This window comes from Nocardia sp. XZ_19_231 (assembly GCF_015355705.1).
Taxonomy (GTDB): domain Bacteria; phylum Actinomycetota; class Actinomycetes; order Mycobacteriales; family Mycobacteriaceae; genus Nocardia; species Nocardia salmonicida.
The window spans coordinates 98,925-113,534 of the sequence record NZ_JACUZI010000011.1; the positions used below are offsets into that span (position 1 = coordinate 98,925).

Sequence of the window (14,610 nt, forward strand, 5' to 3'; positions counted from 1 at the left end):
CGTACACCGCCCGAAACCCTTGCCCTGGTAGGTCGCCCCTAGGCGGCCAGGGCAGTGCTCCGGCCCGACTCTCCCCCCGGGCGGGCCGGCGCACGCTACCGTCGGGGACATGTTCGCACTCGTCGTTCGATTCGGCCTCCACGACCAGGCCGCCGCCGATGCGTTCGACAAAGTCGTCGCCGAGCTCGTCACCAAGATCGCCACGAACGAACGCGGCACCCTCGTCTACGCCACACACCACGTCGACGGCGACCCGCTCGCCCGGATCTTCTACGAGGTCTATGAGTCACGCACCGCGCTCGACGTGCACGAAGCCCAACCCTGGACCCGCGAATTCCTCGACAACCGTCACCTGTACGTGAAGGACACCCGCGTCGAGTTCCTGTCAGATGGACCCGCGAAAGGCCTGCCGCTCTAGTCGCGGATGTCGTCGAGAGTGCTGACGATCAGCTGACGCGCGTCGCGCCCATACACCGCGGCGTGCTTGAGTTCCTCGAACATCCGCGCGTAGGTATTGATCTCGCTCGGTGCGGTGACTTGGATGCTCGCGGTCGGTGTCTCCAGCGCGACCAGGTCATCGTCGAAGATCCAGAATCCTGCCGAGCCGACACCGCCGCGCTCGCGCATCAGCGGCACGATGCCCACCGAGATCTGTGGCAGGGCCATCACTTCCAGCAGTCGACCCAGTTGGCCGGCCTGAACCTCGGCCGTGCCGAACCAGGTGCGTAGCGCCTGCTCTTCGAGGATGACGACGAACCGGCGGCCGCCACGCTGCACGATCTGCTGGCGCTCCATCCGGACGGCGATCGCGTCGTCGATGTCGTTGGGGGTTCCGAGGAATCGGATCCAGAACTGCAGCATCGCCCGCGCGTACTCCGGCGTTTGAAACAGGCCGGGGATCACGTTGTGTTCGTAGATCCGGAACACGCTCGTCGCGCGGTAGCGCTGTGGGGTGTGCGCGCCGAGGACGCGTTTCATTCCGGCGCGCGCCTCGCGCCGGTGCTCCATGTATGCGGAGTCGACCGCGCGCAGCGTGGCGAGCAGGTCGGCCTCCTGGTCGGCCGCGTCGGAGAGACGGCACCAGTCGGTGATGTCGCGCGGGGTCGGGACCTGGCGGCCGTTCTCGATCTTCGACACGCGCGTGAAGTGCTGCCCGGTGGCGTCGGCGAACGCCCGGATCGTCAGACGCGCCCCGGTGCGCAGGTCGCGCAGCCGGAGACCGAGTGCGCGCCTGGCATCCTGGGCCGAGCTAGACGGGCTTGTAGTCACGGTGCGGGATTGCCCACTGCCACACCGCCTCGAACGCCCTGCGGCATAGCTCGATATCGCCAGGCGCGGTCGAGACGACCTTGTCGACGCCGAGGCCGGCGCCGGAGTAGTGCAGGAAGATCACGAGCTGGTCGTCGAGGAGATAGAAGTCGTTGCCGGTGATCGCGACGGAGTCGAGCTGTCGTCGCGGTACCCATCGGATGTCCTCGCCCGCGTCGACCATCGGCTGTGCGATCGAGTGCGACCAGCGTTGGTATGCCGACAGTGGTTCGGACACGATCCGGGCGCGGCGTACCGTGCGCCCAGCGTCCGCGTGTCGGCGCAGGTTCGCGCACCAGTCGTCGAGCCAGGTGAGGTCGTCGTGCTCGCCCGCTGCCCACTTCGCCATGTACGGCAGTTCGGTCTCGGTGCCGTAGGCGTCGCGGGTCTCCAGATGCACGGCGCTGTGCTGGAACTCGGTCAGCAACCGGTCGAATTCGGCGTCACTGATTGCTGTCACTGGCGGGCTGGGCTCCTTCGAAGAAGAACGGGACGAGCCGGTCGGGGATCTCGACGCACGATTCCCCTTCGGGAATGTCCATCTGCGTGAGGATCTCTGGGTCGGTGACGTTCCAACCCTGCACGATCCACCCGGTCTCGGTCTTGTACAGCGTCGGTGATCCGCTGGGGTTGGATCCTGGATCCTTGGCGACGAATTCGAGTTTGCGGCTCACGATGGCCCCCTGCCTAACGTGTTGCGGGAAGTTGCGACTGCTCACCCATCCTGGTTGCCGAACTGCGATCGGGTCAATAGCCCAGCTGCGCGCAACATTTCGCAACATCCTTCCAGCTTGGCAACCACCGCTTCTAGCGTCAGTGGCAGGCCGCTCCGCCGATACCGATCACCGAATCTGTCGGCGGGGTGGCACCTCAAGCGAGAGAGGGGCCGCCATGTGGGGGCAGGACACCAGCCGACCAACGATGCCGCCAGTGCCGCTGCCGCTGACGGTGCACGACATCATCGCCCGCCTGGCCCGCGAGGACGCCGACCAAGGCCGCCGGTGCTTGTTGCTCGACCACAGCGCACCGCGAGAGTTGTTGTCGGTCAGTGCCGCTCATACCGTGATGCAGGACCACCGCGCGTGCGATCGGCCTACGTGCCCGCGCCTGAATTCCGCCTACAACATCCTCGTCGCCGCTGGGAAGATCCAGCCCGCGCCCGGGTTCGGGCAGTTGTGAACGGCGACCACATCGACGATGTGCTGGCGCAGCTCGAGCAGCTGCACACCGACGTGACCGCAGTGCTGTCGGTCGTCGCCGACGGCACCTTATCGGGGGCAGACGTGACGGTCCAGGGGTGCACACCTGGGCGTCACGGATAGAAGCCTGCGCGCGTCGGCTGCCCGACCTTGCCAGAGTGACAGCGGTCGGCGCGCGCAGGTCACGAACTCCCCCAAGCTCTCGCACCAGATCTGTCGATGTCGCTCACGTCGAGATCGCGCTCGACCGGCGTCGCTACGAAGGGGACACGATGAAGCTTCACACGATCGTCTTGCCGGTCACTACCGCGGCGCTCCTGTGTTCGGCCAGCGGGATAGCTGTTGCCACACCGGAACTCAAACCGATCGCGGCACGGACCTGTCAGATGAACTTCCACAACAACATGCCGTACCTCAAAGAGGGCGCGGCGGCCGTCCTCGGCGGTGGATATGTGACCTGCTCGAAGCGCCCGGAACAGTTCGGAATCTCACTCCTGCTGGAGCACAAGGCTCGCGGAGGAAGCTGGAGGGTCGCCGGCACTGAGTCAGTCGACACCGTGGTCCCTGACCCGCGCCTCAACATGCCGCGTGGGCACCGTGCGAGCCCGGAGCCTGGAGGATTGTGGCGAACATGTGGGAGTATTCGAACCAGGAAACCACTCGGTACCAGGACGAATCCGATACCGCGATCATCGGCTGCTGAGGACGGGCACCATGCTGCAAGACCAACTCGCAACCCGTTGGGACAGGCTGCGGCATCGCGTGCTGTACGTGCTGATCGAACAGCGGCGGCACCGAAGCTCCCCGGGTGCCCGCGTGTGGCCGTTGCGTCGCGAGTACGGGGGCTGGGCTATTCGCCCTGAGCGCGGATGGCGGGCGTTGCGCTGGATCACTCCTCCGCTGCACTACACCCGACAGATCCCGGCCAGCGACAAGGACGCCGCGACCGACTGGGCGATGGAGCGACTCGACATCGGCTGATCAGTGACGGAAAAGCCCGGCAGGGAGGACCCTGCCGGGTTTTCTGCTGCTACGCCGTGGTGTCTTCCTGGTCCTCGGCGACGCGGTCGAGGTAGTCGGCGATAGTTGATGACCACGGCCGAGTGCTCGGTCTTCGTGGAGGCTCGTGCGGGGTGATTGGCTTGAGGTCCATACCTACTCTGACGCGGCCGAGGCGCTGCCGGTTTCACCTGGTCGAACGTCAAGTTTTGGTAGGGGTCGACCGTCGCGCCTTTGGTGGTCGCAGGCCTCGGTCGACGTCGGCAGAATGATGGCGTCTTCTCAGACCTGGCAGTGAAAGGTGAAGTGCGACGATACATCGTCCCCGCAGGAAATCACCCTCGCGAATACCGACGGCGGCTGGCCATCGCCGCGGCGATCGTCGAGCGCTTCCACCGCTTCACGCCATCACTCTCGTCGTCACGCTTGGGATTGCGGCGCGCCTACACTGTCCGGTACGGATTTTGGCATGCGCAACGTCAGTGACTGCAAAGATCGTCCTGCGCCGAACTGCTAGCTCACCCTGGGCTGGCAGATCACAGCACCCCCGCGCCTAGGCTCCTCCATGTACGAAGATCGTTAGCTACGCCCTGACTGGCATCTGGTCCGGCCTTGTATCCTTAGTCCGTACACTCAACATTATTCGATCGTGCTCGATCACAGATTCCCGGAGTTCTGATCCGAGATCCGTATGCGAGTCCCCTCGCGCACAGATTTGTGGCATACGTGCCACTTTCAGCTTGTTCGGCACCCTCGGTGCAGGGTGCGGTGAACGCCGGTGATCGAGCCCGGCGTCCGCCGCAAACCCCTCTGCAGGAACGCATCCACGGCCTGCTGCCGGTGCGTTTCATTCCCCGCGCAACCGACCCGGAGATCTTCGACGGCATCGCGTCGTGGGTGACGCTGGCCATGTCGCCGACGAGCACGGTGCTCCCGGCGCCGGGCTGGCTACCTGGCACCCGGCTAGCGGTGTCGTGCGCGAGCAGCTCAGGGAAAGTGGACGTCGCCTCGGCGGGCCCGCGGCGACCGACCAGGTAACTACAGCCCCTTCACAGCATCCCGCAACACCCGATCGATGTCCTCGGGCGCGACGCCGAGTTCTTCGGCGGTTTCCTTCTCTGCCCTGGTCACAGCTTTCTCGATAGCTTCTTTGACCTTGAGCTCGCCGATGACGACGAGGCCCGCCTGGCCGGGATCTATGAAGTCGCCGAGTTCTTTGACCTTCGAACGCGATATGCCCTTGGCAAGGTGGCCGCCGACGCTTCCGATGACGCCACCGACGGCCGCCGATACCAGGACCCCGGGCGGGAAGATCACACCGAGCACCGCGCCTGCGGCGATACCTCCCCAGGCACCGTGGCGGGTGGCTGTCTCGTCCTTGTTCTCGTGAACCTTGCCGTTGGCGTCTTTGGTGACCACGGCCGCGTCATAGGAGCCGACCAAGCCTTCGCTGTGCAGATCCTTGACGACCTGGTAGTCCTCGCGAGCGGCGGCCTCGTTCGGATAGGTCGCGAGATAGATGAATGTTTCGTCGTCTGTCTTTGCCATCGGATCCTCCGTTTCCGGCGTACGCGGTCGGTCGACCACAGAGCAAGGCTTCCCCGCCGACGTAGGCCGGTCGTCACCCGCAAGGGATGAGATCGCGAAACCGGTCGTCGGACCGGTCGATGTCGATCCGGTTCATCCGTTTCGGGTGAGGCCATCACGGCTCCCAGTGAGAAACGTTGGACGTCGGTCTTCTACGGAAGGATTCATGATGGCTCACGTATCGGAAACCGAGCATTCGGTCCGGCAGGGTTTCGCCGCGGGCACTTCCATCGGCGCCGCGATCCTGCTTCTGGTCGTCGGCGTGTTGTCCGTTCTGCAGGGCATCGCAGCGGTGGCCGAGGACGATCTGTTCGTCGTCGGCATCGACTACGTCTACGAATTCGACACCACGACATGGGGCTGGATCCACATCGTCGGCGGGATCGTCCTCGCGCTGAGCGCGGTGGGGCTGATGACCGGCGCGACCTGGGCGCGGATTGTCGCCGTCGTCATCGCGTCGCTGTCGATCATCGCGAATTTCCTGTGGCTGCCCTACTACCCGGCGTGGTCGATCCTGATCATCGTGCTCGATGTGGTGGTCATCTGGGCCGTCACGACGTGGAATCCGCGCACGGTCTGATCGGCCATTCGGGACGGTTGCGAACCTGAAACATCGCGGCGTCGACGGGAATGTGTCCGATAAGCTCGCTGCGTGTCGAGATCGACGGATCGTGGGCGATCGACTCCGATCGCGAGCACCACCCTTTAACCGGCGCTGCGCAGATTCGTGCGCGCAATCTGCCGTCCCTACCCGAGAACGCGACAGCCCGCATCCGGTGTTCGCTGCAGCAAGGGGCTTACCATGACCCAGCGCAATACTTCCGTGAATCGTCCCGTCCCCGAGGAAGAGCCTTTCGAGCGGCAAGCCGCCGCCGCGGGGATCTCCATCCTGGCCGCGATCATGCTGTTCATCACCGCGGCAGCATCCATTCTTGAGGGAATCGCCGCGATCGCCGAAGACGAGTTCTATGTCGCCGGTATCAGTTATGTCTACGAATTCGACGCGACCACTTGGGGATGGATCCATGTCGTCCTCGGTGTGATCGCGATCATTTGCTCGATCGGTTTGATGTCGGGCGCCGCTTGGGCCCGATACTCGGCAGTGGGTATCGCGGCACTGGTGATGATCGCGAACTTCTTGTCCCTGCCCTACTATCCGGCGTGGTCCATCCTGATCATCGCGATGAGCGTTGTGGTCATCTGGGCAGTCACCGCCTGGCAGCCAGTTCGGGATCATCGTCGGCCGTGATGGCCGATATCGCGACCTGAATCAGGATGGCGTCGGCGGGCCTTCCGGAACGCGCCGCATACGCAACGAGTTGAACAACCCGATGAGACCGGCCAGGAGCGGAACCAGCAGTGCCACTTGCAAAGCGAAGGGCCGAGCGTCGGTGTTGATGCGAATGACCTCGTCACGGATCTCCGGAGGTTCGTCGACGAGCAGTTGATCGAGTTGGGTATTGCCCATGACCTCGGCGTCGTCCTCTAGTGCCTGCGCCACCTGTTGTTGCTGTGCCTGCGGGAGCACCGTGCTCGATTCCGCCATGCTCGTGAACGTGATCGACAAGGTCGCCAGCATGATGGCACCGGCGAACGCCAGCCCGAAGGACAACCCGAACGACCCGGCCGCCGAATTGACGCCGGCGGCTTCGCTGATCCGCTCCTCCTCGATCGGGGCAAGGGTGTAGTTGTTGAGCTGAGACACCAGCAGACCCAACCCCGAGCCCGCGATGATGAGCGGGAATACGAGCCCCCAGCCGAATTCCGCTCGCGGAACGATCGGAACGAGCACCACTATCCCGACCGTGAGGAGCACGAATCCCCGCCGGATGATGTTGCTCGCCGGCCGATCGCCCGCGTATCTGCCAGCGAGCACCGCGACGGCGAACATGCTCAAGGACAGGGGTGCGATGGACAGGCCGGCTTGCATCGCGTTGTACTCGAGCACCATCTGCAAATAGATCGGCAGGGCGATCATCGTGCCGCCGAGGGCGATCTGCTGGAGCATCTGCCCCGAGATGCCCAGCCGGAAGATCTTGGATCGGAACAAGTCCGGGTCGAGCAATGTCGGCTTTCCCGCGCGCTTACGCCGGACGAGCCAATAGGCGAGGCCGGCCAGCGCGATCGCGCCGACAGCCAGGAGCGCACCGACGGATTCGCCGCCTTCCTGCCACACCAGGATTCCCAGCACGATCCCGCCCATGCCGAGAACCGACAGCGCCGCCCCGACCATGTCGACGCCGCGGGGGCCGGTGTAGGACACATCGCGCACAATTCCCATCCCGGACAGCACGATCGCGATAACGACGACCTCCAACACGAACCCGACGCGCCACGACAGGTAGGTGGTGATGAAGCCTCCGAGTAGTGGGCCGATGGCGGCCGCGATCGCAGCCGCGGCGCCGACGAGGGCATAGACCTTCTTCTGCGCCGCTCCTTCGAAGTTGCCGTGGATCAACGATTGCATGGCGGGCAACAGCAGCGACGCGCCGATCCCGCCGAGCACGGCCCAGAAGATGACGATCGCTACCAGGCTCTGCGCGAACGCCATCGCCGACGCCCCCACCGCGTAGCCGATCAGACCGAGCACATAGGCCCGCTTGCGTCCGATCAGATCGCCTACTTTGCCGCCGATCAGGATGAACGCGGCCGAAACCAGCGCTTCCAACGCGATCGCCGCTTGGACCCCGCTGACAGTGGTGTCGAGATCGCGAACCACCGCCGAGATCGACACGTTCATCAGCGATGTGTCGACGACGAGCACGAACATCGCCATCGCCAGCAACGCCGCCAGCAGACGTTGAGTGCGCGCCTGACCAGACGAAGCGTTGTTCATCGACCCATCGCTCATCGAAGCCCGCCGTCCCGGCAGTCGTGACGTACTCCTGGAAATTCGACCACGGCCGCCGCGGCGATCGGACTCGGATCTATTGCCCGAAGGCCGGCCGGGAGGTGCCGCTCCCCGGCCGGATGTCTGGCGGTTTACACCAGCTCGGGAACCCGAAGGTGTGCGAAGCCGAGTCTGAACTCCGCCACCTCGAGGACTTCGGCTTTCATCGCACGGGTCGTCGCTTCCCGCAGTCGATCCACATAGGGGCGACTGTTGTCCAATTCCTCGCGGCTCGACCAGACGGTCGATCCCACTCCTCTCCCGGTTGCCCGGTCGACGAACAGGCTGGCGCTGCGGAATCCCTCGATCTTCTCCAGCTCCGGCAGCAGGCTGGACTTGAACGTCTGAATCGCCAAGTCGACTCCGGCCGGGTCGACCTGGATCCAGGTACACCGGGTGCAGGCACTCGCGCCGGCCAGATGATCGCGGTGCATGACCGCGACTTCCCATTCCTCGATATTGCCGACCGAGCCGTTCAACGCCTCGGCCAGACCATCGCGCAGTGATCGGACGCGCATATTGCTGTCGTGCATCGCGGTCTCGGATTCCCACGCGGTGGTGGCGATGCATCGGCCTGTCGCCCTGTCCACCATCAGCGACATGCCCACCCACCCGTGGAGCTCGGGCAGATTCGGCATCACCGCATTATGGAGGTATGCGATACCGCGGTCGATCGACGACCGCTGGGCGGCAAATGTGCTGGAACGTGCGTACACGGGGCCACCTCCTACTTTCAGGAAGGGCGGCGCCCCGGTGGGCGCCACCGGACATATCTACTGTCCTCCGAAGCGACCATCCGCACAATGCGATGGATGGTCGCCATTGCGCCGATAATTTCGGCCGTATTCAGTAGTGCCAAGGTATTGACATCGAGAGAATATAGGAGAACACTGGAGAGATACCGGAACACCGGAAATGAGCCACACTGCCGACGGAGACGTTTGCCGACCGTAGTGACTTCGTTTTCAGGATCTGGCTAAGCCCCCGGCAAGCCAGTCGAATACCGGAGTTGTCAGCGACGACTGATCTCATGGTTTCGATGGAGACTACCGGGGACTGTTCTGTGTGGGGCCGATAGATGACGGCTGGTCGACTCGGCGCGGACCCTCTCCCCGATCGCGGATCGTCACCGAGATCGGCGCCGTTGTATCGGCCTCGATGCGCACCAGATGGTCCGGGCCGACCCTGCTCGCGCGTCCACCCTCGACGGTGATCTCCGGTCCGTTCGGGTAGTGCAAGGGGCTGATGAAGATCTCGGTCGGGGCTCGCATCGGGGCGGGGTCGTAGGCGTAGTGGAATTCTCCGGTTGCCGCGTCGAAGGACAGCGAGCGCGGAATCCCCGCGGTGGCTTGGGGATAGGTACGGACAAGGGTGCGCAGCTTGTCGGGCTTGGCCGAGGCGAGATCACCGTCGGCGATGAATAGGCCCTGGGCGGTGTCGGCCGTAGTGGGGTCGTTCCAGTGTTTGTAGGCCCAGTGCATCCAACCGGTCAGGGCCTGGTCGGCGGCGGCGACGTCGATGGCGAGCGCCCGAATATTGTCTGTCGCACCGAATTCGGTCATCAGCCCTACCGCGCCCATGCGGTCTGCCTGATGCAGGGCGCGTTCTTGCGCCTGACCGCTGTAGGCGAGGCAGCCCTCGGCATCGGCGCCGGGCAGGCCTTGCGATTGCAGGAAGATCTGGGGGCAATAGTTGTGCCAGGAGTAGCCGATCTGCGGATCGTCGGCGATCGACTCGAAGAAGGTCGGGACGTCACGTCCGCCCGCGAGCTGCTGGGGTTCGTACCAGACGATGCCGGACGGATCGACCTGCCTGATCGCGGCGCGGACGCGGTCCATCGCCGGTTGTAGTTCGGTGCGGTAGTGCTGCGCGCATCCGGTGATCGCGCACTCGGCGAACTCGGATCCGGCCCACGGCTCGTTCACCAGGTCATATCCCATGGAGTAGGGCTGATCTCGCCAGCGTTGGGCCACCGCCTGCCATGCCTGAGCCCAGCCGTCGAGCAGACCGTTGCGGTTGGCCCAGAAGCCGTCCCAGAGCACGGATTGCTCGGGCATCCAGTAACCCCAGGGGAATTCGGCTGTCGTCACCGGAAAGGGACCGAAGGCAGCCGGCCGTTGCACCGCCCACTGCGGTACGCCTTCACCACCGTAGATTTCGTGCCACTGGTCCTGGTGGAAGTCGAATTGTGTCCAGATCCGGTTCGCGGCCAGTTGTCCGACGACGCGGTCCCAGCTGTCCAGGTAGTCGTCGTCGACCACCCCGGGTGCGGTGGGAGTGACTCCAGCCCACAGGGTTCCGATCCGCGCACCGTTGAAACCGTGCTCGGCCAGCCAGGCGGCATCGGCCGCGGTGAAGCCCTCGGCGGTGTCGGGCGGCACATACGGCGCCTGCTTCCAGACCAGGTTGACCCCGTGCACGATGACGACCCGACCGTAATTGTCGACCAGCCACCGTCCGTCGCGACGGAGTTGAGGCACGGCCTCCATGGGAGCCGCGGTGACAACACGCGCCTCGGTCGAGAGCAACAGAAACACGAACAGGACGAGCCCGAGCCGACGCAGCAAACGAGCGCTACGGCACCTGACACGATCGATGGCTTTCGGGCCTGTGCGCATCTGCACGACTCCTAATGGTCGATGAGTGCGAGACATGCATATATGCACCAAGGCATCCGAATACACTCGCGTATCGCTGATGAGTTTGAGCAGGTCGGAGCGAGTTGTCAAGACCCGACGATCACCGCAGCCGGAGGCCGAGGCGGGCTCGACCAGCCGGCCGAACGCCCGTGGGCGGCGTCAGTTGTCGGTGGCGGCCAGCGCAGTGAGGGAGCGGTTGAGCAGGGTCAGCGCATCGAGGAACGAGTCGTGCGGGATCCGCTCGGGGTCGGTGTGGGCGAGGGTAGCGATGCCGTGCTCCAGGGCGAGCACGAGTAGCGCGATCTGCTCGGTGGGCGCGGGCAACCGGATGCCGGACGCCTCGGCGACCTGTTCCACGGTGGAGCCGAACCAGTCCATCGTGGCTCGGTCGTAGTCGCGCAGGCGTTGGGCCACTTCGGGATGACGCAGAGCGTAGAGCCGGAACTCGATCAACAGAAGGAACCGCTTACGGTCGGAGAATCGGTTTCCGCCGTGCCCGTCGAGTGCATCGATGTCCTGCTGCGCGGTGTTGTCGGGGTCGGTCAGCCTTGTGCCGTTGTCGATTTCGCGTTGTAGCCAGTCGTCGAGCAGCGCCAGGAACAGATCGGTCTTATTCGCGAAGTTCGCGTACACCGCCCCGCGGGAGAATCCGGCACGTTCGGCGATGTCGTCCAGTGCGGCATCGGCGAATCCCTTGTCCGCGAACACATCCTCGGCCGCACTCAGCAGCGCGGCACGGGTCCGTTGGACGCTTTCGGCGCGAGTGAGTCTCGGCAACGTTGATCTCTCCATCGGACTTGACAGGGCAGGGCGCGACCAACACACTACCGTAAATGCATCGATGTATCTGAATGCAGCGATGCACTTGCGGGGCGATCGCCGCAGGGTTGATGAGCAAGGAATCACAGATGCCTCGACATCTCGCACCGGTGGCCACCGTGGCCGCGATCGTGGCGATCCTCGGCGCCCCCGCGGCGGCGGCCCAGCCCACCGCGATCGCCAACGACTGGGACTGCCGCCCCTCACCAGCGCACCCCAACCCGGTGGTGCTGGTGCACGGCACCAAAAACACCGCCGCGGAGTGGAACTCACTGACACCGGATCTGGTCGCCGCGGGCTACTGCGCGTTCGCCGTCGACTACGGGTACCTCGCACGGCCGATCCTGCAATCCGGCGGGCTCGGCCCACTGCTCGAATCGGTGGACCAGGTCGCCGCGTTCATCGATCGGGTACTCGTCTCGACCGGGGCCGAACAGGTCGACATCGTCGCGCAATCCCAGGGCGGCGCCATCGCCGAGTACTACGCCAAATCGGGCAACGCCGACCGGATCGGCGCCGAGGTACTGCTCGCGCCACCGACCCACGGAACCACCCTGAGCGGCGTCGTCTCGGTGATCCCGCCCGGCAGCCCACAGCGCGACCCGGCCAACGCCGCCATGGCCGCACTCGCCTGCCCGGCCTGCGCGGACATGGAAACCGGCTCGGACTTCGTCCGTGCTCTCAACGACGGCCCGATCACCCAACCGGGCATCCGATACTCGGTCATCGCCACCCGATACGACACCACCGTCACGCCCCCTGGTGACGCGTCTTTCATCGCCGAACCCGGCGTCACGAATGTGTTCGTCCAGGACCTGTGTCCCGGCGCCCGAACCGGTCACGACGGTCTGCCCGCGGATCCGGTCGTCGAACAATGGATCCTCAACCAACTCGACCCTTCGACTGCCCGCGCCGTCACATGTTGACCGGGCACTCGCCGGACACAGCGTCACTACATCGGCCACGACCGAGTGGCTCGAGCGATCGCAGGGTGGCGCTGTAACCACGGCTTTCGAGAAGTCCACTGCCACCGCATGATTCGCCGTCGCCGGATTCGCGACCTCCGCGAACCAGGACGAAGTAGCCTCTCGGAGTGAGCAGACAGTTACGGGTCGCTGCCTACGCCATCTGCGTGCGGGAAGTCGGCGGTGTCGTCGAGATACTGCTCGCCAGGTGGGTGTCGCCCGACGGCGCCAAACAGTGGACGTTGCCGGGTGGTGGAATGCACCACGGCGAGGATCCGATCGCCACCGCTGTGCGTGAGGTCGAGGAGGAGACCGGATACACCGTCGAGGTCGTCGAGCTTCTCGGCATCAACTCGGTCAACCATCGATATCCGCGCGCTGGAAATGAATTCGTGGACTTCCACGGCCTACGGATCGTGTACGAAGGTCGGATCACCGCCGGGGAACTCCGCCACGAAACCAACGGCTCGACCGACCTCGCCGCCTGGCACCCGATCGACGATGTCGCCCACCTCGACCGAGTCGACCTGGTGGACATCGGGATCGAGCTGTGGCGAACAAGGCCGTCCGACGGCCGCGCTTGTTGACCCTGACGTAGCGACAGTGTTTACAGTCCCCGATCATGACAATTGCAGTGATCGACACGGCGAAGCTGATGACGGGCGTACTGGATGCGCCTGAATCTGAGCGAGCCGATCTGGTGCGCGCGATGTGGGCGCCGATGGACGGCATGTACGGGTTCGTGCCGGGCGGGGTCGACATGGCTCGGATTCACAGTCAGGGCTTCGGATTCTCCTGGGACGAGCCGACCGAGGAAGTGCGTCAGGCAGTCCGGCGGCTCGTCGACGCGGATGCCTGGAACCGGGTGAAGTCCGCGCTCGAGCGCGGCGTCGAGGCGCTTCGCGCTGCCGACCCCGGTGCGGCAATCCCCGATCTGACCGTGCTGCTCGTCGTCGGCGATCCGGCGAACGCGCACTTCATGAATGAGGTGCGAGGCTTGTCCGCGTTCGGCGGGATCAGCGGCTACATCGCGATCACGGTGTGGCCGACCCCGACCGTGGTGGACCGGCTGGAGGCGATCGGTGTGCACGAGCTGCATCACAACGTTCGCTACACCTCCGGCGGGATCGTGTGGGATCCGACGACGGTCACGGTCGGCGAGCAAGTTGTCGCCGAGGGCCTGGCGGATGTCTTCGCCGCCGAGCTGTACGGCGAGGTCGGCCACACCCACTTCGTGGCCGAGGAGACGCGCACCGACGACAGGGTTCTGGCCAAAGTCGCGACCGGGCTCGACGTGACGGGGATGGAGAACTTCACCGCGTGGGTCCACGGCGATGCCAGTGCGCGGCTGTTCGGTGCCGAACCCGTCGGACTGCCGACCGGTGCCGGCTACGCAGCGGGTACGCGCATGGTCCACGCGTACCTCGAGGCAACCGGCAGCACGGCCGCGCAGAGCGTTCGCACACCGGCCCTCGACATCATCGGCATCGCTCGGCAGCGACTCGCCCTGGCCGGGCAACAGCCGACCGCCGGAGAAGACTGACGGAAACGTTGGCGACTCGCCAGGTCAGTACACCTGGGCGAGGGTCACGTCGAGCGGCACCGCGTTGCGCAACGTATGCCCCACCGGAGAGCTGGATTGCACCTTCGTGTGCAGTTCCTCGAGCTGCTCGCGGGAGGCGTCCGTTTCGATCGAGACTGTCGCGGTGATCGATTCGAAGCCTGCGTGGCCCTGGGCGAGTCCGAGGAATACGCGCAGGTCGAGGTCGCCTTTCACATCGACGCGCAAGTTGTCGATACGAATGCCGGCGACCGTGGCATTGGCCGCGTAGCCGACCGCGAGGCAGTTGCCGAGTGCGGCAAGGAGTTGTTCGACCGGGTTGGGGGCGGTGTCGCCGCCGCCGAGGGCTGCCGGTTCGTCCGAAGGGATGGCCGCGAACTTGCGGATACGCGCCTCGGAGGAGAACCCACCGTCCCACGCGATATGCGCCGCCCAGGTGGTCTGCGCCTTGGCCGGGTCGGCTCGAACTGCCGACACGAGACCGCTTACGGCCTCGATGTTCACGTCGTTGAGGCGGGTACTGGCGTCGACGGTCATGGGAGTCTCCTTGCGACAACGGGGGAATACTCGGACCACCACAGGGTCCTCGTCGCAGCCGTCTTCCCAACAGGGTTTGCCGCAGGGTGAGTTCAGGACCGAAGCG

General features: G+C 65.0%; 18 protein-coding genes. 9 read left to right on the forward strand and 9 right to left on the reverse strand.

The genetic code is table 11. The features are described from left to right. Nucleotides 1-109 precede the first annotated feature (109 nt). Nucleotides 110-418: a putative quinol monooxygenase gene (locus IBJ82_RS31495; protein WP_194829611.1), complete on the forward strand. Its 309-nt coding sequence runs from the start codon at nucleotides 110-112 to the stop codon at nucleotides 416-418. Here IBJ82_RS31495 and IBJ82_RS31500 read toward each other — a convergent pair. Genes IBJ82_RS31500 through IBJ82_RS31510 form a run of 3 tightly spaced genes read right to left on the reverse strand, consistent with a single transcriptional unit; the run spans nucleotide 415 to nucleotide 1,982 of the window. Beyond that, complete coding sequence (locus IBJ82_RS31500) at nucleotides 415-1,269, reverse strand: helix-turn-helix transcriptional regulator (protein ID WP_194829612.1); 855 nt, start codon at nucleotides 1,267-1,269, stop codon at nucleotides 415-417. The two genes, IBJ82_RS31495 and IBJ82_RS31500, sit on opposite strands and share 4 nt — an antisense overlap. Then, nucleotides 1,250-1,768 carry a DUF6879 family protein gene (locus tag IBJ82_RS31505; RefSeq protein WP_194829613.1) on the reverse strand — a complete coding sequence of 173 codons (519 nt, stop codon included), beginning with the start codon at nucleotides 1,766-1,768 and terminating at the stop codon, nucleotides 1,250-1,252. The genes IBJ82_RS31500 and IBJ82_RS31505 overlap by 20 nt, the downstream gene beginning before the upstream one ends. Next, entirely contained in the window at nucleotides 1,752-1,982 is a 231-nt protein-coding gene (locus IBJ82_RS31510; RefSeq protein ID WP_194829697.1) for a hypothetical protein, read from the reverse strand. Before IBJ82_RS31510 ends, IBJ82_RS31505 begins: the two co-directional genes overlap by 17 nt. A 256-nt stretch (nucleotides 1,983-2,238) precedes the next feature. On the opposite strand from IBJ82_RS31510, the gene IBJ82_RS31515 reads away from it, so the two are divergent. The 3 genes from IBJ82_RS31515 (at nucleotide 2,239) to IBJ82_RS31525 (ending at nucleotide 4,544) form a co-directional block, all read left to right on the forward strand. After that, complete coding sequence (locus tag IBJ82_RS31515; RefSeq protein WP_194829614.1) at nucleotides 2,239-2,487, forward strand: hypothetical protein; 249 nt, start codon at nucleotides 2,239-2,241, stop codon at nucleotides 2,485-2,487. A gap of 734 nt (nucleotides 2,488-3,221) precedes the next feature. Next, nucleotides 3,222-3,488 (forward strand): hypothetical protein, encoded by a 267-nt coding sequence (locus tag IBJ82_RS31520; RefSeq protein ID WP_194829615.1) that lies wholly within the window; start codon nucleotides 3,222-3,224, stop codon nucleotides 3,486-3,488. Nucleotides 3,489-4,274: 786 nt separating this feature from the next. After that, complete coding sequence (locus tag IBJ82_RS31525) at nucleotides 4,275-4,544, forward strand: hypothetical protein (protein WP_194829616.1); 270 nt, start codon at nucleotides 4,275-4,277, stop codon at nucleotides 4,542-4,544. On the opposite strand, the gene IBJ82_RS31530 is transcribed toward IBJ82_RS31525, so the two are convergent. Continuing rightward, a complete protein-coding gene (locus IBJ82_RS31530) occupies nucleotides 4,545-5,054 on the reverse strand; it encodes a DUF1269 domain-containing protein (protein ID WP_194829617.1) in 510 nt (169 codons plus the stop codon). Between the two features lie 208 nt (nucleotides 5,055-5,262). On the opposite strand from IBJ82_RS31530, the gene IBJ82_RS31535 reads away from it, so the two are divergent. After that, the gene (locus IBJ82_RS31535) at nucleotides 5,263-5,673 is read left to right on the forward strand and encodes a hypothetical protein (RefSeq protein WP_194829618.1); all 411 of its coding nucleotides are present in this window, start codon (nucleotides 5,263-5,265) and stop codon (nucleotides 5,671-5,673) included. A 222-nt stretch (nucleotides 5,674-5,895) separates the two neighbouring features. Beyond that, nucleotides 5,896-6,342, forward strand: coding sequence for an acetyltransferase (locus IBJ82_RS31540; RefSeq protein ID WP_194829619.1), 447 nt, complete (start codon nucleotides 5,896-5,898; stop codon nucleotides 6,340-6,342). A gap of 21 nt (nucleotides 6,343-6,363) precedes the next feature. Here the strand turns inward: IBJ82_RS31540 and IBJ82_RS31545 are convergent, their stop codons facing one another. The 4 genes from IBJ82_RS31545 to IBJ82_RS31560 form a co-directional block, all read right to left on the reverse strand. Beyond that, a complete protein-coding gene (locus IBJ82_RS31545; protein ID WP_228537946.1) occupies nucleotides 6,364-7,929 on the reverse strand; it encodes an MFS transporter in 1,566 nt (521 codons plus the stop codon). Nucleotides 7,930-8,075: 146 nt separating this feature from the next. Then, nucleotides 8,076-8,621 (reverse strand): hypothetical protein, encoded by a 546-nt coding sequence (locus tag IBJ82_RS31550; protein ID WP_228537947.1) that lies wholly within the window; start codon nucleotides 8,619-8,621, stop codon nucleotides 8,076-8,078. Between the two features lie 408 nt (nucleotides 8,622-9,029). Continuing rightward, nucleotides 9,030-10,601: a cellulase family glycosylhydrolase gene (locus IBJ82_RS31555; protein WP_194829622.1), complete on the reverse strand. Its 1,572-nt coding sequence runs from the start codon at nucleotides 10,599-10,601 to the stop codon at nucleotides 9,030-9,032. Nucleotides 10,602-10,781: 180 nt separating this feature from the next. Next, a complete protein-coding gene (locus tag IBJ82_RS31560; RefSeq protein WP_194829623.1) occupies nucleotides 10,782-11,399 on the reverse strand; it encodes a TetR/AcrR family transcriptional regulator in 618 nt (205 codons plus the stop codon). Between the two features lie 131 nt (nucleotides 11,400-11,530). On the opposite strand from IBJ82_RS31560, the gene IBJ82_RS31565 reads away from it, so the two are divergent. The 3 genes from IBJ82_RS31565 to IBJ82_RS31575 all read left to right on the forward strand — a co-directional run bounded on the left by IBJ82_RS31565 (nucleotide 11,531) and on the right by IBJ82_RS31575 (nucleotide 13,949). Next, complete coding sequence (locus IBJ82_RS31565) at nucleotides 11,531-12,367, forward strand: alpha/beta fold hydrolase (protein ID WP_194829624.1); 837 nt, start codon at nucleotides 11,531-11,533, stop codon at nucleotides 12,365-12,367. Nucleotides 12,368-12,534: 167 nt separating this feature from the next. Continuing rightward, nucleotides 12,535-12,993 (forward strand): NUDIX hydrolase, encoded by a 459-nt coding sequence (locus tag IBJ82_RS31570; RefSeq protein ID WP_194829625.1) that lies wholly within the window; start codon nucleotides 12,535-12,537, stop codon nucleotides 12,991-12,993. A 35-nt stretch (nucleotides 12,994-13,028) separates the two neighbouring features. Further along, nucleotides 13,029-13,949, forward strand: coding sequence for a DUF2268 domain-containing protein (locus tag IBJ82_RS31575; protein ID WP_194829626.1), 921 nt, complete (start codon nucleotides 13,029-13,031; stop codon nucleotides 13,947-13,949). Between the two features lie 24 nt (nucleotides 13,950-13,973). Here the strand turns inward: IBJ82_RS31575 and IBJ82_RS31580 are convergent, their stop codons facing one another. Next, on the reverse strand, nucleotides 13,974-14,504 hold the full coding sequence (locus tag IBJ82_RS31580; protein ID WP_194829627.1) for an OsmC family protein: 531 nt from the start codon (nucleotides 14,502-14,504) through the stop codon (nucleotides 13,974-13,976). Between the last annotated feature and the right edge of the window lie 106 nt (nucleotides 14,505-14,610).

Excerpts from the sequence above, each read along its gene's own strand:
- IBJ82_RS31520 (WP_194829615.1), top strand. The coding sequence starts at position 3,222 with ATGCTGCAAGACCAACTCGCAACCCGTTGGGACAGGCTGCGGCATCGC.
- IBJ82_RS31495 (WP_194829611.1), top strand. The coding sequence starts at position 110 with ATGTTCGCACTCGTCGTTCGATTCGGCCTCCACGACCAGGCCGCCGCC.
- IBJ82_RS31535 (WP_194829618.1), top strand. The coding sequence starts at position 5,263 with ATGGCTCACGTATCGGAAACCGAGCATTCGGTCCGGCAGGGTTTCGCC.
- IBJ82_RS31550 (WP_228537947.1), bottom strand. The coding sequence starts at position 8,621 with ATGCCGAATCTGCCCGAGCTCCACGGGTGGGTGGGCATGTCGCTGATG.
- IBJ82_RS31545 (WP_228537946.1), bottom strand. The coding sequence starts at position 7,929 with ATGAACAACGCTTCGTCTGGTCAGGCGCGCACTCAACGTCTGCTGGCG.
- IBJ82_RS31530 (WP_194829617.1), bottom strand. The coding sequence starts at position 5,054 with ATGGCAAAGACAGACGACGAAACATTCATCTATCTCGCGACCTATCCG.
- IBJ82_RS31540 (WP_194829619.1), top strand. The coding sequence starts at position 5,896 with ATGACCCAGCGCAATACTTCCGTGAATCGTCCCGTCCCCGAGGAAGAG.
- IBJ82_RS31575 (WP_194829626.1), top strand. The coding sequence starts at position 13,029 with ATGACAATTGCAGTGATCGACACGGCGAAGCTGATGACGGGCGTACTG.
- IBJ82_RS31555 (WP_194829622.1), bottom strand. The coding sequence starts at position 10,601 with ATGCGCACAGGCCCGAAAGCCATCGATCGTGTCAGGTGCCGTAGCGCT.
- IBJ82_RS31565 (WP_194829624.1), top strand. The coding sequence starts at position 11,531 with ATGCCTCGACATCTCGCACCGGTGGCCACCGTGGCCGCGATCGTGGCG.
- IBJ82_RS31580 (WP_194829627.1), bottom strand. The coding sequence starts at position 14,504 with ATGACCGTCGACGCCAGTACCCGCCTCAACGACGTGAACATCGAGGCC.